Origin of the sequence: Rhizobium albus (assembly GCA_030160035.1) — a bacterium.
Taxonomy (GTDB): Bacteria; Pseudomonadota; Alphaproteobacteria; order Rhizobiales; family Rhizobiaceae; genus Georhizobium; species Georhizobium albus.
In genome coordinates, this window is sequence record BSNO01000003.1 from 132,096 (window position 1) to 158,018 (window position 25,923).

A 25,923-nucleotide genomic window follows, 5' to 3' on the forward strand; every position below is an offset into this window, starting at 1 on the left:
CGTGGGTAAGGTAACAGGTTTTCTCGAGATCGACCGGCAGGTGGCGAAGTATCAGCCGGCATCGGACCGCATCCGTCACTTCAAGGAATTCGTCATCCCGATGTCGGATTCGGAGATTTCCAAGCAGGCCGCGCGCTGCATGGATTGTGGCATTCCCTATTGCCATGGCCCGACAGGCTGCCCGGTGCACAACCAGATTCCGGATTGGAACGATCTCGTCTATTCCGACAATTGGGACGAAGCGATCCGCAACCTGCACTCGACGAACAACTTCCCGGAATTCACCGGCCGCATCTGCCCCGCGCCCTGCGAGGAAGCGTGCACGCTGAACCTGGAAGACGCGCCGGTTGCCATCAAGACGATCGAACAGGCGATTGCGGACAAGGCCTATGAGCGTGGCTTCATCGTGCCACAGCCGGCAAGCCGCAAGACCGGCAAGAAGGTCGCCGTCATCGGCTCCGGCCCCGCCGGCCTCGCCGCTGCCCAGCAACTGGGCCGCGCCGGCCACGAGGTCCATGTCTATGAGCGCGAGGACAAGCCCGGTGGCCTCCTGCGCTACGGCATTCCGGACTTCAAGATGGAGAAGCACTTCATCGACCGCCGCGTCGAGCAGATGACAGGCGAGGGCGTCACCTTTTTCTGCGGCGTCAATATCGGTGTCGACAAGAAGGTCGAGGATCTGCGCGCGGAATACGATGCGGTGCTTTATGCGGGCGGTTCCGAAACCCCGCGCGACGCGGGCATCCCCGGTGTCGAACTGCACGGCGTTCACGATGCGATGCCGTATCTCGTGCAGCAGAACAAGCGCGTCGCGCGCCGCAACATTGACAGCATCGGCTGGCCGTCCGAGCCGATCACGGCAGGCGCCAAGCACGTGGTGGTCGTCGGTGGCGGCGATACCGCATCCGACTGCGTCGGGACCGCTTTCCGCCAGGGCGCTGTTCGCGTGACCCAGCTCGACATCCGTCCCAAGCCGCCGGAAAAGGAAGATAAGCTCGCCGTCTGGCCGTTCTGGGCCACCAAGATGCGCACGTCGTCTAGCCAGGCGGAAGGTGCGGAGCGCGAATTCCAGGTCGGCACGCTGGAGTTCGTCGGCGAGGATGGCAAGCTCACCGGCGTGAAGTGCTGCCAGGTCGATGAAAAGCGCAATCCGATTGCCGGTTCGGAATTCATCATCAAGGCCGACCTCGCCTTCATCGCGATCGGTTTCCGTGGCCCGTTTGAGGACAGCGTCGTCAGCGAGCTCGACGGTCAGCTCAAGATCGGCAAGGACCGCCGTGGCGCCACCTTCGTCGAGGCGAACGATCAGGACTACCGCACGTCGGTCGACAAGGTCTGGGCAGCGGGCGACGTGCGCCGCGGCCAGTCGCTGGTCGTCTGGGCGATCCGCGAAGGCCGTCAGGCCGCACGCGCGATCGATCTGGAGCTGATGGGCGCGACCATCCTGCCGCGCTGAATTCGCTGCGCATTCGACAAACACGAAAGCCGGCCTCCCCAGGGAGTGCCGGCTTTTCGCGTTTGATCAGTTGGCCGTGACCGTTTCGGAACGGCCGGGTCCGATGTCACTTGCTGCCGCGGCGCGCTCATCGCGTCGGGGTGCGGCGTTGACTGGTGTCGGGCGCGCAGCCGCGCCGCGTGCCGCCGGCGGTGCCGATGGCGGCGGAACAGCGCGGCGCGGCCAGCGGAAATCGTCGGCGCGGCCGGCCGGTGCCGCCGCCGCCAAGCCTTCCTCGACCAGCCGGTCGCGCGGGCTGCGCAATTCCGGCTCCGCATAGGTCTCGCCATTGCCAAGAAGCGTGGTCGCGCCATCGAGCGCCGGATCGGTAATACTGATTGGTGCGGTGCGGGTGACGAGTTCCGGTATGCGCGGTCGCTCGACTTCGCCGATCAGCGCATCGTCGGCGCGAATGATGTCCTCTACTGTCGCGCTGGCGGTACCCTCCAGCAGACGGCGGAGGGGACGCTCGGCATAGAAGGCCAGCTTGCGCTTACCGGCGGCTGTCATGTTGATCCCGTCGGATCCGCGCAGGCGCACCTGCTGTCCCTGAATGTCGGAACCGGTCGTAATGAAAGCGCCGCCTTCGTCGACGAAGCCGTCCCAGATATCGACGAAATCGGCTTCTGCGGCTTCCATCTGGTCGCGGTAGATCTGGTTGATGGCCAAAATATCGGCCGACATGCGCGGAGACTGGAATGCCGGCGCGCCGACCCAGATGAGCGGCACTTCTGCGGTTTCGGCAATGGCGGCGAGCGCATCGACGCGCGCCGCATATTCCCGCTTCCACGCATCCGTCAAAAGATCGGCAGCGCCATTGGCCGTACGGAGCTGCTGCCGGTCGTTCGATCCCAGCATGACGACGAGCGCCGCCGGCTCAGTCTCCTCCAGGATCGTCGGAAGATTGGCAGGCCAGCTGTAGAAATCGTCCCGCACCAGACCCGACGAGCCGTTGGTGCTGGAAACGACGACCACATTGGCCGAGGTTGCAAAAGCTTCCTGGAGACCTTCCGCCAGCCCCGACGCCATGAAGTCGCCGACGACGAGGACTGTCCGCGCGTCCTCGGCTTTTTCGACGATCGGTGCGGCAGGCGTGGCCGCCTGGCGGGTCTGACCGCCACTCGGCGCCTGCGGCGATGCGCGTCTGCGGGCGGGCTGTTGCTGTTGCGGCGCCGGCTGCGCGCGCGGCGGCGGTGGCGGCGGGAATTCCTGCGAGCGACGGGGGCCGAAGATCAAGTCGATCACCGACCGACGCTCATAGCGCTCCTGCGCCGATGAGCTCGAAACAGGCATCGCCATGAAAAGTGCGGATGAGACTATGGCAAGCAGGAGCAGGCCCGCGATGGATCGCACGGGTTTTTGCAAGGCCTGAACTATCCGGTCCCATCTGCCAGTCACGTGATCTCCTGGGTGATTTTCAACGACAAACGGGCGCCGAGTGATCGGCGCCCGGTCGATCGATAAAACCTAGGCCGGCTGCTGCGGCCTTGCAATCGACTTCCTACTGCCGCAGCCGCTGCAACACGTTCGAAGACGGCTGGCCATCGGCATTGAGACCCACGCGCGACTGGAACTGCCGGATGGCTTCCTGCGATCCCGAGCCGAGATTGCCGTCGATCTCGCCGCCATAATAGCCGAGCGACTTCAGGCGGGTCTGCAACTCGAACTTTTCCTCCATCGACAGCGTGCCGGCCGGACGCGGCCAACGCTGGCTCATGCCGCCATGGCCGGCGATCTGGTCGGCAAGGAGCCCGACGGCGAGCGCATAGGAGTCGGAATTGTTGTAGCGCTTGATGATGAAGAAGTTGCGGACCATCAGGAAGGCCGGGCCATTGGTGCCTGCCGGCATCTTCAGCTCCGCCCGGTCTTCGCCGCGAGGAAAGCCTTGGCCGTTGGGACGTCGAAAGCCAAGTCGTTCCCACTCGGCAAGCGTCTTCGTCTGGCCGTTGTAAGAACCGCCATTGCCAGGCGCGACAGCCTCGTAGCCCCAGGTCTTGCCGGTCTGCCAGCCATTGGAAGACAACAGGTTCGCGGCCGTTGCCAGAGCGTCTGGAACGGAGGTCCAGATATCGCGGCGCCCATTGCCATCGAAATCGACCGCATAGGCCTGGTAGCTCGTCGGGATGAACTGGGTGTGTCCCATGGCGCCGGCCCAGGAACCGCTCAGCTGTTCACGCCGGATATCGCCGGTCTCGAGAATTTTCAGTGCGGCCAGCAGCTGGGTGCGCCCGAATTTCGCGCGGCGGCTGTCCTTGTAGGCGAGCGTGGCGAGAGCCTGCGGCACATAATGCAGCCGCTCGGGACGCTCGAGAACGTCGCCATAGTTCGATTCCATCGACCAGATGGCCAGAAGTACCGAGCGGTCGATGCCGAAGCGCTGCTCGATCCGGGCGAGCGTCTGGGCGTGGCGCTGGGCCATCTCCTGGCCTTTGCGCACAGTGAAGGGATTGACGCGGCTATCGAGGTAATCCCAGATTTCCGAGCGGAACTCGGGCTGATAGGCCGCTTTCTCCAGCACTTCCGGGTCCGGAATCGTCACGCCTTCGAACGCGTGGTCATAGGTGGCGCGGCTGACGCCGTTCTGCTGTGCAACGCTTGCGAAATCGCGGATCCATTGCTGGAAGCCAGCATCGGCGCGGGCTACTTCAGGGCTGATCACTCCAAGGACGAGCGTCAGAGCCAGGCAGGCCGACGTCTGTCTCAAAATTCGCTTCATATCTCGTCCTCCTGAACCGTCGACTGCAACTCGCTGGCCTTTCGGCCGTTACCGCCTGATCCGTGTCTTCGAAGGCCGCGAACCGTATTGTTTGCGGCCGGTTTACATCCGAAGGCCGAATGCTACGTCGATGAAGTCAATAAAGTCTTTACCATGAAATCTTGACCGGTCATTTTCTGCCTCGCGTTGAAAGCGACGCGAAGCAACATTGTGGCGTTTGGTCTAAGGTATTTGTTAGGCAACCGATCGCGAGGGAACGAAAGTCCATGTCGACAGTCAAAAAGGTCAGAAAAGCCGTGCTTCCCGTTGCGGGGCTCGGCACACGTTTCCTGCCGGCCACCAAGGCCGTTCCCAAGGAAATGCTGACCATCGTCGATAAGCCCGTCGTACAATATGTCGTCGAGGAAGCGGCTGCCGCCGGCATCGAGCACTTTGTGTTCGTCACCGGTCGCAACAAGGCTGTCATCGAAGATCATTTCGACATTCAGTTCGAGCTGAACGAGACACTCGAAGCGCGCGGCAAGACGGCCGAGCTCGCCAACATCAAGGCGATGCTGCCGAAGGCCGGCTCCATGAGCTTCACGCGCCAGCAGGAACCGCTAGGCCTCGGCCACGCGGTGTGGTGCGCACGCGACATCATCGGAGACGAGCCCTTCGCGTTGCTCCTGCCCGATATGCTGATGCAGGACGCCCGGGGCTGCCTGACCGGCATGATGGATCTCTACGCGCAGACCGGCGGCAACGTTGTTTCGGTCGAGGAGTGCCATCCCGATCTCGCGCACAAATACGGCATCGTCGGCATGGGCGACGAAGTCGGCGAAGGCTTCAAGATCACCGAAATGGTCGAGAAGCCGGCTAAGGGCACCGCGCCATCGAACTGGTTCATCAACGGCCGCTACATTCTGCAGCCAGAAATCTTCGACATTCTGGAGACGCAGGAGCGTGGCGCCGGCAATGAGATCCAACTGACCGACGGCATGCTGCGTCTCGCCGAAAGCCAGGAATTTGCCGGCTACCGCTTCCGTGGCAACACGTTCGATTGCGGTTCCAAGGACGGGTTCATCAAGGCGAACCTCGCTTTCGCGCTGGCACGCGACGACATACGCGCTCTGATCGAGGACGATCTCAAGGCATTGATCGGCTGATCAACGCCCTGGTCAACGTCTCAGCGTCAGGCCGGCTCCGATCGTCACCGTGTCGTAGTCGGCCGCTCCATCCTGCGTCGTCCGCTCGTAGGCTATGTCGGCCTCGACATCCAGATGGCGATTGAGCGACCAGACGAGGCCGGCTGACGCATCGTAGATGTACTGGTCCGCGATGTCGAAGCCGTAATAGTCTCGCAGGGTGAGGCCACCGCCAAGGCGCGCAAGCAGGTTGTCGCGCACCACATGCGTCAGATTGATGTAGAAGCGTTGCGCCACCGATCCTGAGAGATCGGCGGTGGTGGAGCTTTCGATTTCCGTCAGCGCGCCGAACTGCACATCGGTCCCGCGCTTCGGCGACCAGTTCAGCAAGCCGTCGAGCGTAAAGGTGTCGATAGACGCCAAACGGGCATCGTCGACATCGCGCATGGCATATCCGGCGGCGATTTCACCGAACCATTTTTCGCCGAGATCGATCTCAAGCCCGGTGCGCAGGCCATAGGTCGTGGCGGATCGCTCAAAGCCGGAACGGTCGATCTCCTCGTCGAATTCCGTGCGCGTGACCTGGCTTTCAATGAACGGCGAGAGGATCGCGGAGGCCGCATAGGCAAGCCGGCTGCGCAGCGAGAAGCTCGTTTGGTCGCGATCGTCCAGCGCGACATTCGACCCGTCGGCCAGCCGCGCGCTTCCGTAAAGCGATCGCACGGCGTCCACATCCACCGAGCCCCGGATCAGTCCGAACTCTCGGGCAATGCCGGCGCCTGCGGAAAACTCGTGAATCGAAGCCTGCGTGTCGGCGCCGATCAAAGCGTTCGGATCGGTATCGTCCTCACGCTCGAAATCATAACCCGCACGCAGCGTCGCCGTCGTCGGCCCGCCGAGATCGAGGCGCAGAACCGCATCGATTTCCGCGCTGGGATCGGTCGCGCCCCGACCGCTGAGATTTTCTTGGAAGACGCCGCCGCCGATGACCGAGAGTTGATGCCGCGACCAATCGGAGCGCAGGTCGAACCGACCATCGGTCTGGGTGAACACGCGGTCGTCACCGCTCGATTGCTGTTCGCTGACGATGCGTTGTGAAAGCGACGGCCGCAGAACGAAGGTTCCAAGCCGGATACCATCGGCTTCCGTCGGCTCCGGGCCCCGCCGGCGCAACTGGCCGCCCACCGTTTCGGCACGCGGGTTCTGCCGTCCATCGATGCGAACGGGCTCGGCCGGCTGCGATGGCCGCAATTCCTCCGCGATCAACGCCTCGATGGTCGGATCGTCGGCAACCGCATCGGCGGCTTCGGTGGTGAGTAGGCTTCCGAGTGCAGTGGAGGCATCGGATGTGTCCGATACCTGGGCCCAGGCAGGCCCGGCGAGCATCGTGCTGAGTAAAAGGGCGGCAAGCAGCGACGCCCGGCGACCGATCGGTGCGCTCCGTTCTTCCGCCCTGATCGGGTAAGCCCGCATGAACCGCCTTGCATGGATCGAATGGATGACGGCGCATCGCGAACCGCCACTGTGATTGCCAAATCGTAAACGCTCGTGGTTAACGCTTTCTTGCGCGGCGCTCCCGGAAGGTCTTCGCATGGACACCCGGGCCCAAACGGTCTAACGGAAACGCCATGTCGATGACGAATACACAGGACGCGCCGAGCGAGATCACCGCTTCGGCACTACGAACTCTCGAGATCGAGCGTGCCGGCTTGGCCGCACTGCAGGCAGCACTGGCGAACGGCCTGGGCGATCGGTTCCGCGAAGCGGTGGAGTCAGTGCGCGCAGCGACCGGGCGCGTGATCGTGACGGGCGTTGGCAAGAGCGGACACATCGGCTCCAAGCTTGCGGCAACGCTTGCCTCCACGGGCACGCCCGCTTTCTTCGTGCATCCCGTCGAAGCCAATCACGGCGATCTCGGCATGATCGCGCAGGACGACCTGATCATCGCCATGTCGTGGTCCGGCGAAACCGCCGAACTGCGCGGCATCATCGCTTACGCTAAGCGCTTCCGCATCCCGCTGATCGGCCTGACGTCGGGCGCGGAGTCCACGCTTGCCCAGGAAGCTGATGTGGCGCTGATCATGCCGAAGGAGCAGGAGGCTTGCCCGCACGGGCTGGCGCCGACGACCTCGACGATCATGCAGCTTGCGCTGGGTGATGCGCTCGCCATCGCGCTTCTGGAAACGCGCGGCTTCACGGCCAACGATTTTCGGGTTTTCCACCCGGGCGGCAAGCTCGGCTCGATGCTGACCCATGTGTCGGACCTGATGCACAGCGGCGATCGTCTGCCGCTGGTGCCGATCGGCACCGGCGTTCCGGAGGCAGTCGCGAAACTTTCCGAAAAGCGGTTCGGCTGCGTCGGCATCGTGGGCGAGGGCGGTGGGCTCGTCGGCATCATCACCGATGGCGACCTTGCCCGAAACCTAGCGCGCGATTTGAGCGGCCTCCTCGTCGAGGAAATGATGACGGTCAATCCGAAGACGGTCGCGGGCTCGGTGCTTGCGGGAAGCGCGCTCGCGCTGCTCGAAGATCACAACATCAGTGCGCTCTTCGTGACGGACGAGAACCGTCGTCCTGTAGGCATCGTGCATTTCCACGATCTGCTGCGCGTCGGTGCGGCTTGACCAACAAAAAACCGGCGCTGGGTTCAGCCCGACGCCGGTTCTTTACTTGTACTGATCAATCTTGGTCTGCGTTCAGATCCAACCCTGGAGCTCGCGCCGAACGACGCTTTCGAGCACCCGCATGCCATCCGCCGAGTCGTTGAGGCAGGGGATATGCGTGAACTTCTCGCCGCCATGCTCCTCGAAAATCTCGTGGGCCTCGCCCGCGATCTCCTCAAGCGTTTCCAGGCAATCCGAAACGAAACCTGGGTTGAGCACCGCGATGCGCTTCACGCCATCCTTGGCCAGCTGCTCGACCGTCTTGTCCGTATAGGGCTGCAGCCACTCTTCCGGGCCGAAACGTGACTGGAAGGTCGGCCGGAACCGCTCCTTCGTCCAGCCAAGCCGCTCGCGCACCAGACGCCCGGTCTTCAGGCACTGGCAGTGATAGGGATCGCCGCGCTTGAAATAGGATTGCGGAATGCCGTGGAAGGATGCGAGCACCACTTCCGGCTCCCAGTCGAGCGTCGCCAGATGCTTCTCGATCGAGGTGGCGATGGCGTCGATATAAACCGGATCGTCGTGGTAGGATGGGACGGTGCGCAGCGCCGGCTGCCAGCGCATGGCAAGCAGCGCTTCGAACACCTTGTCATTCACGGTTGCCGTCGTCGTCGCGGAATACTGCGGATAGAGCGGGAACACCAGGATGCGGTCGCAACCTTCCGCCTTCAGAGCATCGACGCGCTCGGCAATCGAAGGCTTGCCGTAACGCATGGCCCAATCGACATGCACATTCGGATACATTGCAAGCGACTGCGCAAGGCTCTCGGACTGGTTGCGCGTGTAGGTCCTGAGATAGCTCTCGTCGAGATCCTTGTTCCAGATCTCTTCATAGGCCCTACCGACGCGCTTCGGCCGCGTGTTGAGGACGATGCCGAACAGGATCGGGTACCAGAGCGCCTTCGGCCATTCGATGACGCGCTTGTCCGTCAGGAATTCCTTGAGGTAACGGCGCATGGACACGGGGTCGGTCGCATCAGGCGTGCCGAGATTGACAAGCAACACCCCGACCTTACCGATCTTGACCGGCGGATGATCGGTCGGCAGCGCCATATTCGGCGCGGCGACTTCAAAAACGGGATTGACGTGCTGGTTCATGGTTGGGGCGACCCTTGTCTCGGCATCCACCTGGAATGACCTCTCACATAAAGGCGACGCGCCAATTTTCAATCATTCCAATTTGTCGCACGAAACGACTGCATAACAAAAGCCCGGATACGAGGATCCGGGCTTTTGAAGGTTAGAAAGCTATCGCGCCGGATGCTTACGGCCGAGCCGGGATGACCAGCTCGGTGCCGATGTCCAGATCTCGTGCTTCCTGCGAGGGGTTCGCATCCGCGATCGCCTGCCACAGCGTGCCATCGCCGTAATACTCTTCGGCGATATCCCAAAACGTATCGCCACGGGCGACCGTGTGGGTGCGCTCGCCGGCATCATCCGCGGCGGGAGCAGCTTCCTCAGTTGCCTCCGGTGCCATCGGCGCAGGGGTTGCTGCGGGAGCTTCCTCGGCTGTGTCGGCAGGCTCAGCCGGCTCTTCTGCCGGTGCCGCCGGGGCAGGGGCCGGAGCCGGAGCAGGTGCAGGCTCCGTTTCTGCAGCATCTTCCTCCGTGGCCGGCATTTCGGCCGGCATGTCAGCCGGTGTCTCGGAAGGCGCGGCCTCTTCGGTCATCGGTGCCTCCGCTGCCGGAGCCTCGGTCGCCGGAGCTTCCGGTGCGGTCGTCTCGGCAGCTTCAGGAGCTTCAGGCGCCGGTGTCTCGGCTTCCATTGCCTCTTCGGCTGCCGGTGCAGGCTCTTCGGTCGGCGCCTCGGCTTCCGTGGCGGGCTCTGCGGTCATCTCTTCGGCCGGAGCCGGAGCGACTGCCTCCTCTTCCACCGGAGCGGCCGTCTCTTCTGCTGGTGCAGCTTCGCCAGATGCGTTGGCGTCGATGATGCGGCCTTCGAGGAAAGGCTCGTAAGGCTCGTTCTCGGCCAGATAGTCGGCGACCACCTGCTCGAGGCCCGGACCGTAGTCATAGGCGTTCTCGCCCTCGGTCGCGAACATCTCGTAGCCGTCGCCGCCGCCGCGCATGTAGTTGTTGGTGGCGACGAGGTAGGTCGCTGCCTCGTCGATCGGCGCGAAGCCGCCATTGCCGTCGGCAACTTCAACCGAAACGATGCGGCTTCCAGCCGGCTGCGTGGCATCGAAGGTGTAGCGCATGCCGGCGACCTGGGCGAAGCGGCCGGCCTGTTCTTCATACTGGCTGAGGCCGTTTTCCAGCGCGGCGACGACGCCGGCACCGGAAAGCTGAAACGTTGCCAGCGTATTCTGGAACGGCAACACGCCGAGCACATCGCCCATCGTGATCTCGCCCTCGTCGATCGATGCACGAAGACCGCCGCCGTTCTGGATGACAAGCTGCACGCCCTGATCGGCCGTCTGCCAGAGCATTGCATCGGTGACGAGGTTGCCCATCTCGCACTCGCCCGCGCGGCAGGTTTCGCGCGATCCATCGATGGCAGTCGTCGCTTCGGACACGCGCTCCAGCATCAGGTCCTGGATCGGCTCGGCAAGTTCGGCGACGCGCGCGGCGACTTCCGCGTCGGGTTCGACGGACGAATCGAGGAGGTGCGGATCACCGGATGCCGATGTGACATTGCCGTCGTCGTCGAATTCGACGCGCAATTCGCCGAGATACTTGGAGTAGGCGTAGGCTTGAACGATCGGCACGTCCGTGCCCGACGGGTTGGCGACCATCGTCGGGTAGGCGCCGGCGGCACCTTCCTCGTTGGACAGAAGCGTGTGCGAGTGACCGCCAACGATCACATCGATGCCATCGACGGCAGCGGCGATTTCCTGATCGCGCACATAGCCGACATGCGAAAGGAGGATGATCTTGTTGATGCCTTCGGCTTCAAGCTCGGCAACGGCGCCGGTCAGGTACTCGATCTCGTCTTCGAACGAGATGTCGTCGCCAGGAGAAGATGTCTCGTCCGTGTCGGTGGCAAGGACGGAAACGATGCCGATGCGCTCGCCGCCAAGTTCCTTGATCAAATAAGGCTCGTACTTGCCGGCCAGCAGAGACCCTTCGGCAGCGACGGTGTTGCCTGAAAGCAGCGGTACGTCGACGAGGCCGATAAAGGCGTCGAGCGCTTCGGGGCCATCGTCGAATTCGTGGTTGCCGATCGCCATTGCGTCGAAGCCGATGGCGTTCATGAATTCGGCTTCGGCTTCGCCCTTGTAGGTCGTATAGAACAGAGAGCCCTGGAACTGGTCACCCGCGTCCAGCACGAGCACATTGGCGCCTTCACCGGTCAGCGCGTCACGCCGCTCGTCGATCTTCGTCTTCAGCCGCGCAACACCACCGAAACATTCGTTGGCCTCGGCCTGCTCGGCAGAACACGTCGCATCCGACGAATTGATCGCCTCGATGCGCGAGTGCAGGTCGTTGATGTGCAGGATGTCGAGGGTGAAATCGGCATGGGCCGCGCCCGCGGAAAGCGCGAGCGCAGAGACCGAGATCGCTGCGCGGCGAAAGAATTTTGACATGAAAAGAAGCTCCCTGTGAATTCCGCTGCTTGCTGCCAGCTTGTTGCATAGCTTTTATGACAGCTCGTCAGGTCAATGGTTTCATCATGGCCATGGGAGCGCAAGCGCAAAGAACAGGCGTTTCGGCCAAAATCCCGGCGAAGTCTCAGAGAGCGTTGACCGGCGCCGTGGCGCCGGTCAGAAAGAATTCGATCAGCCGACGGCCTGACGGGCGAGCGAGAACTGTGCACCGGCATCCGAGGTGCAGTTCAGCTGTGTCGGGCTGACGATCGCGCAGTTGACCGTCGACGTCGTGCCGCGAACGCGCGACGTCAGCTGGATCTCGACCAAACGATCGGATCGATACTGGTAGTTGCCATCGGCCAGCAGGCTGTTGGTGTCCGTCGTGCGGGTCTCGAACCGGCCGTTGTTGAAGCTCGAAACGATGCCGTTCGGATCAACCCAGGTGCCCTGCAGCTGGTCGCGCGGCTGCGGAGCCTCGCGCAGCACGGGAGCCGGGCCGTAATTGACTGCCTGACACGCTGCCAATAGTGCAGCCAGGCCGGCGATGGATGAGATGCGGACGAGGCGGTTCATGTAATTGGTGTCTCCCGTTGATAGCGGGCTTGTCGTTAGCCCCCGCTGTGGCGAATGCGCGTGCGCCATGTTGGTTCCTGCACCTCTGCAAGGCTTTGGCGCTGTGGCGCTTACGCCACAGTCGCTGCCGTGCTGAAGCCTATCGAGGATGCAGCGCGCAATCAGCTTATGCAAGTGCGCGCCGCTGCGCCCGATCAGCGTACGAGGATATTGCGGAACTGCCAGGGATCGCTTTCGTCGAGGTCTTCCGGGAAGAGGCCCGGGCGGCCTTCGAGCGGCGTCCAGTCCGTGTAGTGGCCTTCCACGGGTCCGAGATAGGGAAGCTGCACTTCCAGGCAGCGCTTGTAGTCCATCTCGTCGGCTTCGACGATGCCCGCTTCCGGGTTTTCCAGTGCCCAGACCATGCCCGCGAGCACGGCGGAGGTTACCTGCAGGCCCGTGGCGTTCTGATAGGGCGCCAATTCGCGCGTCTCTTCGAGCGACAGGCGCGAGCCGTACCAATAGGCGTTCTTGTCGTGGCCGTAGAGCAGCACGCCGAGTTCGTCGACGCCGTCGACCAGTTCGTCCTCGTCGAGCACGTGCAGCTTCGGCTGCTGGGTGCCGCCATTGCCGAACATCTCATGCAGCGAAAGAACGGCATCGTTGGCCGGATGGTAGGCGTAGTGGCAGGTCGGGCGGTAGGAAACCTCGCCCTTCTTGTCGCGCAGCGTGAAGAAATCCGCGATCGAGATCGATTCATTGTGCGTGACGAGGAAGCCGTACTGGGCGCCGGGCGTCGGGCACCATGTGCGCACGCGCGTGTTGGCGCCGGGCTGTTCCAGGTAGATCGCAGCCTTGCAGCCCGACTTGTGCTTCTTGGCGTTCTTCGGCTTCCACTTCTCGTGCGTGCCCCAGCCAAGTTCCGACGGCTGCAGGCCTTCCGAAATGAAGCCTTCCGCCGACCAGGTGTTCCAGAAGACGTTCATCGGCTTCGGGTTCTTGGTGCGCTGGGTGTCGCGCTCGGCGATGTGGATGCCCTTGACGCCGACCTTCTTCATCAGCTTGGCCCAGCCGCGCTGATCGGCTGCTTCCGGCTCATCGAACTCGACATTCAGTTCCTTGGCGAGATCGACGACGGCCTGCTTGACGAACCACGAAACCATGCCGGGGTTCGCGCCACAGCATGAAACGGCGGTGATGCCGCCTAGATTCTTGCGCTTTTCCTCGCGCACGGTTTCGCGAAGCGCGTAGTTCGTGCGTGTGGAATTGTCGGCGGTCTTGTCGAAGTAGAAGCCGAGCCAGGGTTCGACGACGGTGTCGATATAGAGCACGCCCAGCTCGCGGCAGAGCTTGATCAGGTCAAGCGAGGAGGTGTCGACCGAGAGATTGACGCAGAAGCCACGGCCTTCGCCTTCCGTCAGCAGCGGAGACAGGAGCTCGCGGTAGTTCTCCTTGGTCACGGCCGACTGGATGAACTTGACGCCGTGCTTCTTGAGAATTTCGGCATTGTCGTCGCGCGGATCGATGACGACCAGACGATCCTTGTCATATTTGAAGTGCCGCTCGATGAGAGGAAGCGTGCCCCGCCCGATCGATCCGAAACCGAGCATGACGATCGGTCCCGTGATTTCGCCGTAAACGGGATAATCCTTGCCTGACATGGTGAGCTGCTCCTCAGCGCAATAACGGGACGCGGCGTTCGCGTCCGTGTGTTCCTGTTGGACCGCGCTAAAGCATGTTTTCCCGTCACAATAAAGGGCGAGGCGGTTTACGCCTTGGCGGTCTCCAACTGCTGAAGCGCATCGACAAGCTCATCGCGCCGCAGCCGCAGGCCTTTATAGTCGAGCTCGCTCCCCTGCAGCGCCTGAAGTTGACGCCGCAGCCCGGCAGCAAGACGGGGCCCATCGCCGTGGCGTTTCAAAACCGCGAGAGGATCCACGAAGATGCGGATCGTGAAGACGATGCCGCCGGTTTCGGGCAGCTTGCGCAACGTCTGCCGTTCCACCCGAACAAATGCCGCGAAAGGATCGGCAAACGGCGCCCCGTCATAGGGCTGCGCGTGTGGATGATGCAGTTGGTCATCGCCATAGATCGACCAGTTGAGGCGCCAGACCGGCCGTTCGACTCGAAGATTATCAAACATCCGGGCGATCAGCTCGGCGTTGCGAGTACCCGCCTGAAACCCCGGAACCGGCGCATGGATCTCGTCCATCGAGCGATTGAATTTCTCGGTAAGCGACCAGGACGAGGGAAAGGAAAGCGACGCGGCCGTCAGCCGCCACGCTCCGTCGACCTTTTGCATGATGACGAGATCTTCCTGCACGAGCCGTGCGGCCCGCTTCAATGGCGGCACGGATGTGTCGCTGACATCGACGACACGATCCGCGCCGATGCGCATCCCATTGCCATCGATGCGATAGATGTGCGGGAAGTAGTCGGGCAGATGCTGCGTCAGCATCGCCAGAACTTCGTCTTGAGCCTGCCGGGACTGGGGCGTCTCCACGAACACGCGGGACGGGTGCTCGCCTTCGAGCCGATCCTTTTCCATCAGATACACATCGAGCCGATTATCCACTTCGATCCAGTCGGCAGGATCGAGCTGACGCAGGCCGATCGTGAAGGGCTCGGCAGAACCATCATAGGGGGTGTGGACAGGCATCCTCAAGATCGGCCTTCCAGGACCCGGCGCCAGTTTCGGTGGCCTTCTGTCAGCAGCACCACCGTGACCTGTTGAGACGCCAGGTCGATCTCGTAGACCACGACGTAGCCGTCGAAGACAAAGTACCTGAACCGATTGACGACACGCCCGGCATCTGGATTGGCTGCAAGAAGGGAACGGACACGCCTCTCCAACCTGTCGACAAAGGCAACGGCATTGGCGGGACTGTCTTTGGCGATGAAATGCAGGATGTCGTCGAAGTCGCCATCGGCTGCTTGCGAGAACCGGACGTCGAAACCGCTCATTTCATGTAGAGATCACGGATCATCTGCCTCTTGCGCTCAAAAAAGGCGTCGTCGGCCAAAACCACCTCCCCGCGCGCCATCTGAGCCTCGGAGTCCGCAAGCCTGCGGCTGAGATCCTCGATATCGGCGCGTTCCATCATCTCGCGCAGCGCTTCCTCCACGACCTCGCTGGCCGAACTGTAGCGTCCGGCCGCGATTTCGGCAGCGATGAAATCCTCGAACTGCTTGTTGAGAGAAATCGTCATGGCAAAAGCTCCGTCAGCCAGGCTCTTTTTAGCACGCTGTACGCGTGCAGGTCACCTTCATGCGGTTTCGTCCCTTTCCAATGCCTCGATCTCGTCGATCAACCCCTCGATCATCGACAGCCCCTTGTCCCAGAAGGCGGGGTCGGATGCATCGAGGCCGAAGGGGGCGAGCAATTCGGAGTGATGCTTCGTGCCGCCGGCCTTCAGCATCTCGAAATACTTCTCCTGAAAACCCGTCTCCGCGTTCTGGTAGACTGCATAGAGCGAGTTCACGAGGCAGTCGCCAAACGCGTAGGCGTAGACGTAGAAGGGCGAATGGATGAAGTGCGGGATATAGGCCCAGTAGGTCTCGTATCCCTCGGAGATCCGGATCGCCGGTCCAAGGCTTTCGCTTTGCACCGACAGCCACAACTCACCGAGTTGCTCTGCCGTCAGTTCGCCCTCGCGGCGCGCCGCGTGAACCTTGCGCTCGAATTGATAGAAGGCAATCTGGCGCACGACCGTATTGATCATGTCCTCGACCTTCTGGGCGAGCATCGCCTTGCGCTCGCGCTTGTCCTTCACCTTGTCGAGAAGCGCCCGGAAGGTAAGCATTTCGCCGAAGACCGATGCCGTTTCGGCAAGTGTCAGCGGCGTCGAGGCCATGAGTGCTCCTTGCCGGCCGGCCAGCACCTGGTGCACGCCGTGGCCGAGTTCGTGGGCAAGCGTCATCACGTCGCGCGGCTTGCCCATGTAGTTCACGAGCACGTAGGGGTGGGCGGATGGCACCGTCGGATGGGCAAACGCGCCTGGCGCCTTGCCTGGTCGCACTTCCGCATCGATCCAGTTGTCGTCGAAGAAGCGCTTGGCAATCTCCGCCATCTCGGGCGCGAAACCGGCATAGGCCGAAAGCACGGTGTCGCGGGCTTCCGACCAGCCGATGGCGGCCTGCGGCGTATCCGGCAGCGGCGCATTGCGGTCCCAGAACTCCATCTGCTCCATGCCGAGCCATTTCGCCTTCATGGCGTAGTAGCGGTGCGACAGCCGCGGATAGGCGCGCCGGACGGCTTCCACGAGCGCGTCCACCACTTCCCGCTCGACACGGTTGGCAAGATGGCGCTGGTCGGCAATGTCCTTGAAGCCGCGCCAGCGATCGGAAATTTCCTTGTCCTTCGCCAGCGTGTTGGTGATCAGCGAAAACGTGCGGAGATTGGCACCCAGCGTCTCGGCAAGCGCCTTGGCCGCCGCTTCGCGTTTCGCCCGATCATGGTCCTGCAGAAGGTTGAGTGTCGGCTCGAGGCTCATCTCCTCGCCATCGACCGCAAACCGCAGCGCCGACATGGTTTCGTCGAACAAGCGGTTCCAGGCGCCGGAAGCCGTCATGCTTTTCTCATGAAACAGCTGCTCGACCCGCTCTTCCAGCTGGTAAGGCTTGTCCTGCCTGAGATCGACGATCCATGGACGGTAATGCCCCGTCAGCTGATCCCGATCCATGGCTGCGTCGACCCGCGCATCCTCGATCGCGTTCAATTCGAGCGAGAAGAACAGGAGATGCGAGCCGGCATCCGTCAGCTTAGCCTGCATGTCGCCGTAGAACTTGGCGTTCGCAGGGTTGCTCGTGTCGGAAAAATACAAAAGGCCCGCATAGGAGATGATGCGGCCCAGCCGCTCTTCGATCGCTTCATAGGCGGCAATCGCCGCGCCCAGACCATCGTCACCGTCTTTTCCGGCCGCCTCGCTGAGCTTGCCCTTCCAGCGCGCGGCGAAGGCTTGTGCATCGGCAAGCCCCTGCGCCAAATCGCTTTTCAACGCGTCGCTGTCCGGGCTCGGATAAAGGTCCGCAAGCTGCCAGGTCGGCAATGCGCCGAGATCGGCAGCAGGACGCCGTGCCGCTGCCACTGCCACTTCGCTCGCCATAGACACTTGTTTCGCCACGACATTCGTCATCGATAGATGTCCTCCAATGAAACGGTCCGACGCCGTCGAACGCCGTTTGCGCCGTTCTGAAACGCGACCGTTAAAATGCGAGCCTTTCCGGCAAGCTGATCTTGAAGCTCCTGTGGGACTCTCCGGTCGAGCGTCCGATCCTTCAAGAGAAGAGTCCTAGCGAACATGGACCAGACAGCAAGCCCCAATGTCCTCGTCGTCGACGATGATCCTGTCCAGCGGCGCCTTTTGAAGGCCGCCGTCGAGCATATGGGCGGCAAAGCCTTCATGGCCGAGGACGGCGACATCGCGCTGGAGTTCCTGACGACCAGGCGTGATCCGATCGCCATCGTTGTGCTGGATCTCAAAATGCCGCGCATGGACGGGCTGGAGGTCATGCGGCGCATGACGCAATCCGGCATCGAAGTGCCGGTGATCGTGCAGACCGGTCATGGCGGCATCGAAACGGTTGTCGAGGCGATGCGGGCAGGGGCCTTCGACTTCGTGGTCAAGCCGGTGGCGCCGGAGCGTCTCGCGGTTTCGATTCGAAACGCACTCAAGGTCGATCAGAGCGAAGAGCGCCATGCAGGTTTCCGAATGGATCCCGGCACGGGCATGGTCTCGGCAAGCCCGGCCATGGAGCGGGTCATGCATTTGGCGCAGCGCGCCGCGGCATCGTTGATCCCCGTCGTCATCGAAGGGGAATCGGGTGTCGGCAAGGAAAAGATCGCGCGCACCATCCAGCGCGCCAGCGATCGTCGCCACAAGCCCTTCGTCACCGTCAACTGCGGGGCCATCCCCGACAAGCTGGTGGAAAGCGTCCTCTTCGGCCATGAGCGCGGTGCATTCACCGGTGCCACCGAAAAGCACCGTGGCAAGTTCATGGAAGCAAATGGCGGCACGCTGTTCCTCGATGAGATCGGCGATCTGTCGCCCGACATCCAGGTCAAGCTGCTGCGCGCGGTGCAGGATGGCGAAATCGAAACCGTCGGCGCGCGCCAAAGCGCCAAGGTGGATGTGCGGCTGATCTCCGCGACCAACAAGAACCTCATCGAAGAGGTGAAGGCGGGTCGCTTCCGTGAAGACCTCTATTACCGTCTGAACGTCTTCCCGATCACGGTGCCGCCGCTGCGCAACCGCAAGGAAGATGTTCCGATGCTGGTGCGCAGCTTCGCCGATCGCTTCGGGCGCGAGCATGGGCTTCGCGGGCCGGTGTCGATCAGCCCGGAAGTGCTTGCGATGCTGACGGCCTATGACTGGCCGGGCAATGTCAGGCAGCTCGAAAATGCCGTCTTCCGCGCCGTCGTGCTCTGTGACGACGGCCTGCTGACACCCGATCTCTTTCCCCAGATCGCGGCGCAGCTGCCGGGCTACGATGTTCGCGAGGCCGGTGCGGGCCAACGGGTCGCGGTGTCCGACGCGCCGTCGCTCTCCATGCCGGACATACCGTTGCAGCGTGGTTTTGCCGAAAGCCAGCAACGGATCACGACCGGACTGTCGCTCGGCGACCTCGGGACAACAGCAAAGACGGGCAGTGCTGCCCGCGGCATGATCAACGCGATCGGCGATGACGGGGAAATGCGCACCCTCAGCGAGGTCGAGGAAGAAGTCATCCGCTTCGCGCTGCAGTTCTATTCGGGACAGATGAGCGAGGTGGCACGCCGTCTCGGAATCGGTCGCTCGACGCTCTACCGCAAGATCAAGGACTATGGTATCGACGCCGGGAAGACGATCGAAATCGAGGCCTGAGCGGGGATTTTCGCAGCAAATCCAGTGCATGTTCGAGCCAGCCGCCGGATAAATCGGGGCGATCGCTTTGACTGTTTAGGTGTTGTTAGTTATTCATTCACTACATTGCATCCTTGGCCGGCCCTGTTGCCGGCGGGCCACGGTTGCAGCTTCGTTTGGGGCGGCCGGGGATCTGACTAAAAAACGAACCTGCTTGTGGGGATGATTTTGGCAGTCAATTCGGGGTGCATCGAAAGCGCAGCTGCTGCGCAGGGCCTTCTTCGGTCCGTGACGAGCTGCTTCTCTCAATCCCTTCGCTGGGCGTTCGTCGCGGTTTTTGCCGTCGCGGTCATGTCTTTCGCCACAGCCGAAGCGTCTGCGCAAACGCGCAGCCTGAAGATCCATTTCACCCATACGAAAGAGCGCGCTGAGATCGTCTTCAAGCGCAATGGGCGCTATGATCAGTCAGGCCTGAACCAACTGAACCACATTCTCCGCGACTGGCGTCGCAACGAGCCGACCAAGATGGACCCGCGCCTGTTCGACCTCCTCTGGGAAGTCTACCAGGCATCGGGATCGCGTGAGTACATCCACGTCGTCTCGGCTTACCGTTCGCCCAACACCAACAACATGCTGCGTTCGCGCTCTTCCGGCGTGGCGAAGAACAGCCAGCACACGCTCGGTAAGGCGATGGACTTCTTCCTGCCTGACGTGCCGGTAAAGCGCATCCGTGAAATCGGCATGCGTTTCCAGGTCGGCGGCGTCGGCTTCTATCCCAATTCCGGCTCGCCCTTCGTGCACCTCGATGTCGGTAGCGTTCGTGCTTGGCCGCGCATGAGCCGCCAGGAACTCCTCGCACTGTTCCCCGATGGCAAGACCATCCATCTGCCGCCGGATGGCCGCAAGCTTGCAGGTTATGATCAGGCGCTCGCCGATTACCAGCGTCGCGTCGGCGCTACGGAGATTGCGGTGGCCGGTGGTGGCTCGCGCAACAGCGATGGCGCCGGCAGCGGCGGTGGTCGCCGGAACTTGATCGCCATGCTCTTCGGCAACAACGGTGACGAAGACGAAGATGCGGAAGCAATCGCTGCTCCGACGCAGGCTGCTGCGCCTCAGCGCAATGCTCCGCCGGCCACTGTGCCGCAGCAAGCTGCACCACAGACGCAGATCGCAAGCGTTGCTCCGATCCGTGCACCCGTCCCGGTCGCGCGACCCGTCATCGAAGCCGTGGCGCAGCCTCAAATGGCTGCTCTGGCACCAGCTCCGGCAGCTCCGGTTCCCGCAGCGCCCGTTCCAGCCGCGCCGCCTGCTGGCATGAGCTTGGCAAACGCCACCTTGCCGGCCAATGGTGCCAATACGCCGCCCGCCGCAATTCCGCAGACAGCTGCAGTCGAGCCCCCGTCGCCGACGGAAGCACCTGCCATGCCTGAGGTCCGTGAATTCGCCGATCTCTCCGGCATGTCTGTGCCGGTTCCGGAGTTCGTCGACCGCTCGGGCATCTCGGTCTTCGCAGCCAACGATGCGCCTGCCTTCGATGGCCAGGAAGTCACCGATATCCTGATGGCTGAGGCGACCCCCGAGGCGCCGAGTGCGGCATCGGGCGAGGCAACGTCCTCCGCGCTGCAGACCGCGCTCGTGCCGGCGCCGGTCGCGCGTCCCGAAATCGCGGCGATTGCTGCAGCGACCGGGCAGGGTGCATCCTCTGTTGCCACCGATGCGACCGCCTCGGCAGAAGCGCCGGCCGTCGCTGAGGTTCCGGCACCAGTCGCAGTTCCCGATGAAATCCGGGTTGCCTCGCTGACGCCTTCGCCAAGGGCGGCAAGCGACGCGTCTACTGGTTCCAGCACGTCTGCCGGCAACGATACCGCTGCGGGCGAGCCAGAAGGCCTGGCAAACCGCATGGCCGCATCTCTCGGCGCGACACCGCTGAAGGGCGCACGCCCGACGGAGCGGGAAGCGACCGGCACGGCCAAGCGGGCAATCCGGACGGAGCCGAAGCTAACCGAGACGATCGTATCGAGCTGGGCGCTCGATCACACGCGCCTTGCCAGCGTCTCGCAGCCGGTGAAGTCGCCGCGCTTCGTGGACAAGCAGCTGCGTGCCGCCCCCGAGGTCGTCTACACCACCGGCTTCTCGGCCGAGACGGTTGAGGCCAACCGCTTCACCGGTGCTGCCGTAAACTTCCTGAGCGTCGCCCGCTTCGAGGCGCAGCAGTAGGCCCAAAGTTCCACTGACTTCATCGTGAAGGCCGCCGTTCGCTTCGATCGGCGGCCTTCTGCTTTTCGCAAGACCCGCTATTCTGTGCCTATGCCAGCGCGATGCCGGATGCCGTACGTCCCCAGGCATCTTGCGCAGTCGCGAAAGCGTATCTATCGACACGTCATCGTCCCCAAGGAACTTCGCCCCATGAAATCGATGGAACTGCTGATCGAGCGTGTCATTCTCTCGGCACGCTGGATCCTCGTCGTCTTCTATGTGGGGCTTGCCGCGGCGCTGGCGATCTACGCGGTGTCGTTCATCTACAAGCTCGCCAAGGTGGCCGTGGATGTCTTCACCCTCGACGATTCCGACATGATCCTCGCGATGCTTGGCCTTATCGATGCGGCACTCGTCGCGAGCCTCATCGTCATGGTCATGATTTCCGGCTACGAGAACTTCGTCAGCCGTTTCGACAAGACCGACAACGACGAGATCTCATGGCTCGGCAAGCTCGATGCGGGCAGCCTCAAGATCAAAGTCGCGTCGTCCATCGTCGCGATCTCATCAATCCATCTGCTGCAGATCTTCCTGAACATGCAGCAATATGACGGCACACGGCTGATGTGGGCGACGCTGATCCACCTCGCCTTCGTCGTCTCGGCGCTGCTGCTCGGATTCCTGGAGCAGATCATGACGAAGCTGAAGGCCTGATTGCGCGACTTCAGACGAGAGGTTTCTCGACCCTAAACATGAAAAAGCCGCCGGTCGTGCCGACCGACGGCCTTCGATGTCGAAATAGCGGGTGAGGCTCACTCTTCCGGCGCAGGGCCCATGCCGAGCGCGTGCAGATAGGTGTCCAGGATCGCTTCCTGTTCCATCCGCTCGTCCTTGTCGATCTTCCGGAGCGAGATCACGCGGCGAAGGGCCTTGGTGTCGAAGCCCGTGCCTTTCGCTTCCGCATAGACGTCCTTGATGTCGTCCGCGATGGTCTTTTTCTCTTCTTCGAGGCGTTCGATACGCTCGACGAATGCACGCAGTTGGTCGCGTGCGACGCCGCCTGTGTCGGACATCGCTTACTCCTGTTGTCTCGTTCCAAGAAGGTCGAATTTTAAGCGTGTCAGGTGCCGCGCGGCGCGGCTGACGTCAAGTCAAACCTTGCCGCCGCGCCACATTCCCTGCGTGATGCGCCGAATGCGCATCAGCCATGGGTCGCCTTAGTTGCGAATGAGGCTTTCTGCGCGTCTGTCGCCTCGGTCTGGTAGCGTTCCCGCCAAGCGTCATAGGGCATGCCGTAGACGATCTCGCGTGATTCGTCCTTAGTGAGCGCGATGCCGTCCGCCTCGGCAGCATCCTTGTACCAGTTCGACAGGCAATTCCGGCAAAAGCCGGCGAGGTTCATCATGTCGATGTTCTGCACGTCGGTCCGTTCGCGGAGATGCGAGACCAGCCGGCGGAAAGCGGCTGCCTCGAGTGCGGTGCGCTGCTCGGCGCTGAGCTTCTGTTCGGGCGATGTCTGGTGCATGATTGGCCTCCTGAGGACTCGTCCCGGAAATGGTGATCGATGGTGGCCGATTCTAGGCGTCGCCGAAGCCATGGGTCAAGTTGACGGAAGAGATGCCACTAAAGGCTCAGCTTCGTTGACATTGTCGGGTTCGCATCGCACAACCGAAGCAGTGATCAATGGAGAAACGATAGACACCGTGCCTGCGAAAAATCGCTTCACATCGCGTCTCTTGAGCCTCCAAATGCTGTTCCTGCTGGCGGGGTCCGCGGCCCTTTTCGGTGGCACCGAAACGGCGCGCGCCGATTTCCGCGTCTGCAACGGAACGCAGAACCTCGTTGGCGTCGCAATCGGCTATCGGGCCCAGGAAGGCTGGATATCCGAGGGATGGTGGCAGATTCCCGCCACGTCCTGCGCCACGCTCATCGAAGGCCAGCTCCAGTCGCGCTTCTACTACCTCTATGCCGAAGATGCGGCCCGCGGTGGACGCTGGGCCGGCAACATCAACATGTGTGTCGCCGACAACGAGTTCAAAATCGTCGGCGTCAACGACTGCGTCGCACGCGGCTACCAGCGCATGGAATTCAAGGAATACGATACGGGACGACAGGGCAGCTGGATGGTTCAGCTTTCCGACACGCCAGCCCCGCCCGCATCACCGACGACAGTACCCAACGCGACACCCGACAGCACGGAAGGCACCAGCCAATGAGACGCCAGCGCAAAGTCAAGATCCTGGCGACGCTCGGTCCGGCCTCCTCCGACGAGGCTATGATCCGCAAGCTTCATGAGGCGGGTGCCGATCTGTTCCGCATCAATATGAGCCATGCGAGCCACGAGATCATGCGCGATCTCATCGGCCGCATCCGCAACGTCGAAAAGGAAGTCGGTCGCCCGATCGGCATTCTCTGCGACATCCAGGGCCCCAAGCTGCGCGTCGGCAAGTTTGCCGACGGCAAGGTTCAGCTGTCGGCCGGCGACACGTTCACCCTCGACGACAAGCCCGAGCCGGGCGACGCGACGCGGGTGCAATTGCCGCACAAGGAAATTCTCGAAGCCGTGCAGGTCGGGCACCGTCTCCTGATCGACGATGGCCGCCTGCAGCTGGAAGCGGTCAAGGCGGACGGCAAGTCGATCGTCACCAAGGTGATCTCCGGCACGCACATCTCGGACCGTAAGGGCGTCAGCCTGCCGGATACGACGCTCGCCACCGGTGCGCTCACGGAAAAGGACCGCAAGGATATCGATGCGGCGATCGCTACCGAAGAGGTGGACTGGATCGCGTTGTCCTTCATCCAGCGGCCGGAAGACGTCGCCGAAGTGCGCAAGATCGTGCGCGGCCGCGCAGGCCTCATGTCCAAGATCGAGAAGCCGCAGGCGCTGGAGCGGATCGACGAGATCATCGAACTGTCCGACGCCCTGATGGTGGCGCGTGGCGATCTGGGCGTCGAAATGCCGATCGAAGCCGTGCCCGGCATCCAGAAGCAGCTGACCCGCGCCTGCCGCAGGGCCGGCAAGCCGGTGGTCGTCGCGACCCAGATGCTCGAATCGATGATTTCGGCTCCGGTGCCGACCCGCGCAGAAGTGTCGGACGTCGCGACCGCAGTCTTCGAAGGCGCCGATGCCGTGATGCTGTCGGCAGAATCGGCTGCCGGCGAGTATCCGGTCGAAGCCGTGTCCACCATGGCCGCCATTGCTCGCAAGGTCGAGAAGGACCCGAACTATTCGGGCATCATCTACGCGCAGCGCCCGCAGCCCGAACCGACCGGCGCCGATGCAATCTCGCTTGCCGCGCGCCAGATCGCCGAAACGCTGAATCTTGCTGCGATCGTCTGCTACACATCCTCGGGCACAACCGGGCTGCGCGCCTCGCGCGAGCGGCCGCAGACGCCGATCCTGGCGCTGTCGCCGGTCATCCAGACTGCGCGTCGCCTGTCGGTCTGCTGGGGGCTGCACTGCGTTGTAACGGAAGATGCCCATGATCTCGACGACATGGTCGATCGCGCTTGCCGCATTACCCACCGGGAAGGCTTCGGCTCCGCGGGCGACCGCGTGATCGTGACTGCAGGCGTTCCGCTCGGCACACCCGGCGCGACCAACATGCTGCGCATCGCCTATATCTCGTCCGACGGGCAGTCGGCCGTCTGAGCACGGACGGCTAGCCGCAGATCTCCGCATCGTCGGCGATGCGCCCTTCGAGGGCGCGTGCCATCGCCTGCAGGTCTGCCTGGCCGCCTGCCAGTTTCTCGATAGCTGCGATGGCGATGTCCCGGGCGACATAGTCCGGCTTGTGGCCGAGATTGTTGATCTCGACGAGTTCGGAGTTCGGAAGATCGCGCGCTAGCCCCTGCGAATGGATTTCCGGCAGAACGATCTCGTCGCGATTGCCGGTGATGATGACGGCAGGCGCCGTGATTTCCGGGTAGCTCGGCGAAATGCGCTCTACATAGTCTTTCAGATTGGCGACATCGGTCGAATTGGCGCGGAAAGCTTTCGGCCTCAGCACCAGTTGAGGGCCGGTCTGCTCGACATAATCGGAGGGCATTGGGTTCGGGGCGAAGACGCAGGCGGCCGAGGACACGACGCGCGACGATCCCACCGGCAGCGCAACGACATGGCTGAAAAGAGGCCCGATCACCGGTGCACGGGCGACCGAATAGAACCAGGCGACACCGCCAGGCCAGGGATGGGTTGCTGGCGCGAGAAAGAGCAGGCCACCGGTCCGCTCCGGATATTGAAGCGCAAAGCTCGCCGCAATCGCCGAGCCGAAGGAATGGGCAACGATGATGGCATTGTCGATGCCGAGCTTCGCCATCAGGCCGGCAACCATGTCCGCTTGGCCATCGGGATTGGAATTGGAGGCAGTCCCGCGCTCCGAATAGCCGTGGCCGGGCCGGTCGACGAACAGCATCTCGGCGCGGCCCTTCAGCGGATCCCCGAAGGCGATCAACTGGTCACGCAGATTGCCGCTAGCCCCATGCAGGAAGACGAGAGGAGGGAGATCGGCTTGCGGCCCCGCGGGCACGTGAACCGCATGCATCCGAACCCCGTCGACCTCGTGGAACGTCCCGATCGGCGGAAAGCGCGCCTCGATCTGGCGCGATTGATAAGCCGTGTAGCCGGCCAGAAGAGCAAGCACGGCGGCAAGAACGAGAACAACGGTGATCATGGGACGCATAAGCTGAGGGTTCGATTGGAATGAGCGGGAGGCGGGCGACAGTCATCAATGACGGGCACTGGTGACGGCAGTAGACTTATACGTCGGCGGCGTCGGTTTGGTTGCGCCGCCCGCTCCCTCTCAT

Annotated in this window: 22 protein-coding genes; 8 read left to right on the forward strand and 14 right to left on the reverse strand. The window is 62.6% G+C overall.

The genetic code is table 11. The annotated features are described in order from the left end of the window. The first annotated feature begins 1 nt into the window (after position 1). A complete protein-coding gene (locus QQL76_RS08415; protein WP_499207250.1) occupies positions 2–1,456 on the forward strand; it encodes a glutamate synthase subunit beta in 1,455 nt (484 codons plus the stop codon). 66 nt (positions 1,457–1,522) lie between these two features. Here the strand turns inward: QQL76_RS08415 and QQL76_RS08420 are convergent, their stop codons facing one another. Together QQL76_RS08420 and QQL76_RS08425 are read right to left on the reverse strand one after the other, a co-directional pair. Beyond that, positions 1,523–2,893 carry an SGNH/GDSL hydrolase family protein gene (locus tag QQL76_RS08420; protein WP_499207251.1) on the reverse strand — a complete coding sequence of 457 codons (1,371 nt, stop codon included), beginning with the start codon at positions 2,891–2,893 and terminating at the stop codon, positions 1,523–1,525. A 103-nt stretch (positions 2,894–2,996) separates the two neighbouring features. Continuing rightward, a complete protein-coding gene (locus QQL76_RS08425) occupies positions 2,997–4,211 on the reverse strand; it encodes a lytic murein transglycosylase (protein WP_499207252.1) in 1,215 nt (404 codons plus the stop codon). 266 nt (positions 4,212–4,477) lie between these two features. Here QQL76_RS08425 and galU point away from each other — a divergent pair, with 266 nt between their 5' ends. Further along, positions 4,478–5,356: a UTP--glucose-1-phosphate uridylyltransferase GalU gene (galU, locus tag QQL76_RS08430; RefSeq protein WP_499207253.1), complete on the forward strand. Its 879-nt coding sequence runs from the start codon at positions 4,478–4,480 to the stop codon at positions 5,354–5,356. A 12-nt stretch (positions 5,357–5,368) separates the two neighbouring features. Here galU and QQL76_RS08435 read toward each other — a convergent pair whose 3' ends face one another. Next, entirely contained in the window at positions 5,369–6,808 is a 1,440-nt protein-coding gene (locus QQL76_RS08435) for a porin family protein (protein ID WP_499207254.1), read from the reverse strand. 155 nt (positions 6,809–6,963) lie between these two features. On the opposite strand from QQL76_RS08435, the gene QQL76_RS08440 reads away from it, so the two are divergent. Further along, entirely contained in the window at positions 6,964–7,959 is a 996-nt protein-coding gene (locus tag QQL76_RS08440) for a KpsF/GutQ family sugar-phosphate isomerase (protein WP_126011869.1), read from the forward strand. A gap of 72 nt (positions 7,960–8,031) precedes the next feature. Here QQL76_RS08440 and hemH read toward each other — a convergent pair whose 3' ends face one another. The 8 genes from hemH to QQL76_RS08480 all read right to left on the reverse strand — a co-directional run bounded on the left by hemH (position 8,032) and on the right by QQL76_RS08480 (position 17,184). After that, positions 8,032–9,051: a ferrochelatase gene (gene hemH, locus QQL76_RS08445; RefSeq protein WP_499208337.1), complete on the reverse strand. Its 1,020-nt coding sequence runs from the start codon at positions 9,049–9,051 to the stop codon at positions 8,032–8,034. A gap of 211 nt (positions 9,052–9,262) precedes the next feature. Next, positions 9,263–11,524 carry a 5'-nucleotidase C-terminal domain-containing protein gene (locus tag QQL76_RS08450; RefSeq protein ID WP_499207255.1) on the reverse strand — a complete coding sequence of 754 codons (2,262 nt, stop codon included), beginning with the start codon at positions 11,522–11,524 and terminating at the stop codon, positions 9,263–9,265. Between the two features lie 192 nt (positions 11,525–11,716). Next, on the reverse strand, positions 11,717–12,100 hold the full coding sequence (omp10, locus tag QQL76_RS08455) for an outer membrane lipoprotein Omp10 (protein WP_499207256.1): 384 nt from the start codon (positions 12,098–12,100) through the stop codon (positions 11,717–11,719). 194 nt (positions 12,101–12,294) lie between these two features. Then, complete coding sequence (locus tag QQL76_RS08460; protein WP_499207257.1) at positions 12,295–13,740, reverse strand: homospermidine synthase; 1,446 nt, start codon at positions 13,738–13,740, stop codon at positions 12,295–12,297. A 107-nt stretch (positions 13,741–13,847) separates the two neighbouring features. Then, complete coding sequence (locus QQL76_RS08465; RefSeq protein ID WP_499207258.1) at positions 13,848–14,738, reverse strand: heme-dependent oxidative N-demethylase family protein; 891 nt, start codon at positions 14,736–14,738, stop codon at positions 13,848–13,850. A gap of 2 nt (positions 14,739–14,740) precedes the next feature. Then, positions 14,741–15,043, reverse strand: coding sequence for a type II toxin-antitoxin system RelE/ParE family toxin (locus QQL76_RS08470; RefSeq protein WP_499207259.1), 303 nt, complete (start codon positions 15,041–15,043; stop codon positions 14,741–14,743). Beyond that, a complete protein-coding gene (locus QQL76_RS08475) occupies positions 15,040–15,288 on the reverse strand; it encodes a ribbon-helix-helix domain-containing protein (RefSeq protein WP_499207260.1) in 249 nt (82 codons plus the stop codon). The genes QQL76_RS08470 and QQL76_RS08475 overlap by 4 nt, the downstream gene beginning before the upstream one ends. Before the next feature lie 57 nt (positions 15,289–15,345). Further along, entirely contained in the window at positions 15,346–17,184 is a 1,839-nt protein-coding gene (locus QQL76_RS08480; RefSeq protein WP_499208338.1) for a M3 family oligoendopeptidase, read from the reverse strand. Between the two features lie 195 nt (positions 17,185–17,379). Between QQL76_RS08480 and QQL76_RS08485 the strand changes: the two genes are divergently transcribed. The 3 genes from QQL76_RS08485 (at position 17,380) to QQL76_RS08495 (ending at position 21,831) form a co-directional block, all read left to right on the forward strand. Further along, complete coding sequence (locus tag QQL76_RS08485) at positions 17,380–18,942, forward strand: sigma-54-dependent transcriptional regulator (protein WP_499207261.1); 1,563 nt, start codon at positions 17,380–17,382, stop codon at positions 18,940–18,942. 330 nt (positions 18,943–19,272) lie between these two features. After that, positions 19,273–21,138, forward strand: coding sequence for a peptidoglycan L,D-endopeptidase MepK (locus QQL76_RS08490; RefSeq protein WP_499207262.1), 1,866 nt, complete (start codon positions 19,273–19,275; stop codon positions 21,136–21,138). A gap of 189 nt (positions 21,139–21,327) precedes the next feature. Next, a complete protein-coding gene (locus tag QQL76_RS08495; protein ID WP_126011849.1) occupies positions 21,328–21,831 on the forward strand; it encodes a TIGR00645 family protein in 504 nt (167 codons plus the stop codon). 98 nt (positions 21,832–21,929) lie between these two features. Here QQL76_RS08495 and QQL76_RS08500 read toward each other — a convergent pair whose 3' ends face one another. Both QQL76_RS08500 and QQL76_RS08505 read right to left on the reverse strand, forming a co-directional pair. Continuing rightward, a complete protein-coding gene (locus tag QQL76_RS08500) occupies positions 21,930–22,190 on the reverse strand; it encodes a DUF2312 domain-containing protein (protein WP_126011847.1) in 261 nt (86 codons plus the stop codon). Positions 22,191–22,318: 128 nt separating this feature from the next. Then, positions 22,319–22,642 (reverse strand): DUF1244 domain-containing protein, encoded by a 324-nt coding sequence (locus QQL76_RS08505; RefSeq protein WP_499207263.1) that lies wholly within the window; start codon positions 22,640–22,642, stop codon positions 22,319–22,321. A gap of 223 nt (positions 22,643–22,865) precedes the next feature. On the opposite strand from QQL76_RS08505, the gene QQL76_RS08510 reads away from it, so the two are divergent. Further along, positions 22,866–23,333: a DUF1036 domain-containing protein gene (locus tag QQL76_RS08510; protein ID WP_126013615.1), complete on the forward strand. Its 468-nt coding sequence runs from the start codon at positions 22,866–22,868 to the stop codon at positions 23,331–23,333. Then, complete coding sequence (gene pyk / locus QQL76_RS08515; RefSeq protein ID WP_499207264.1) at positions 23,330–24,769, forward strand: pyruvate kinase; 1,440 nt, start codon at positions 23,330–23,332, stop codon at positions 24,767–24,769. The genes QQL76_RS08510 and pyk overlap by 4 nt, the downstream gene beginning before the upstream one ends. Positions 24,770–24,779: 10 nt before the next feature. Here pyk and QQL76_RS08520 read toward each other — a convergent pair whose 3' ends face one another. Further along, positions 24,780–25,790, reverse strand: a complete 1,011-nt coding sequence (locus QQL76_RS08520; RefSeq protein WP_499207265.1) for an alpha/beta fold hydrolase — start codon at positions 25,788–25,790, stop codon at positions 24,780–24,782. Between the last annotated feature and the right edge of the window lie 133 nt (positions 25,791–25,923).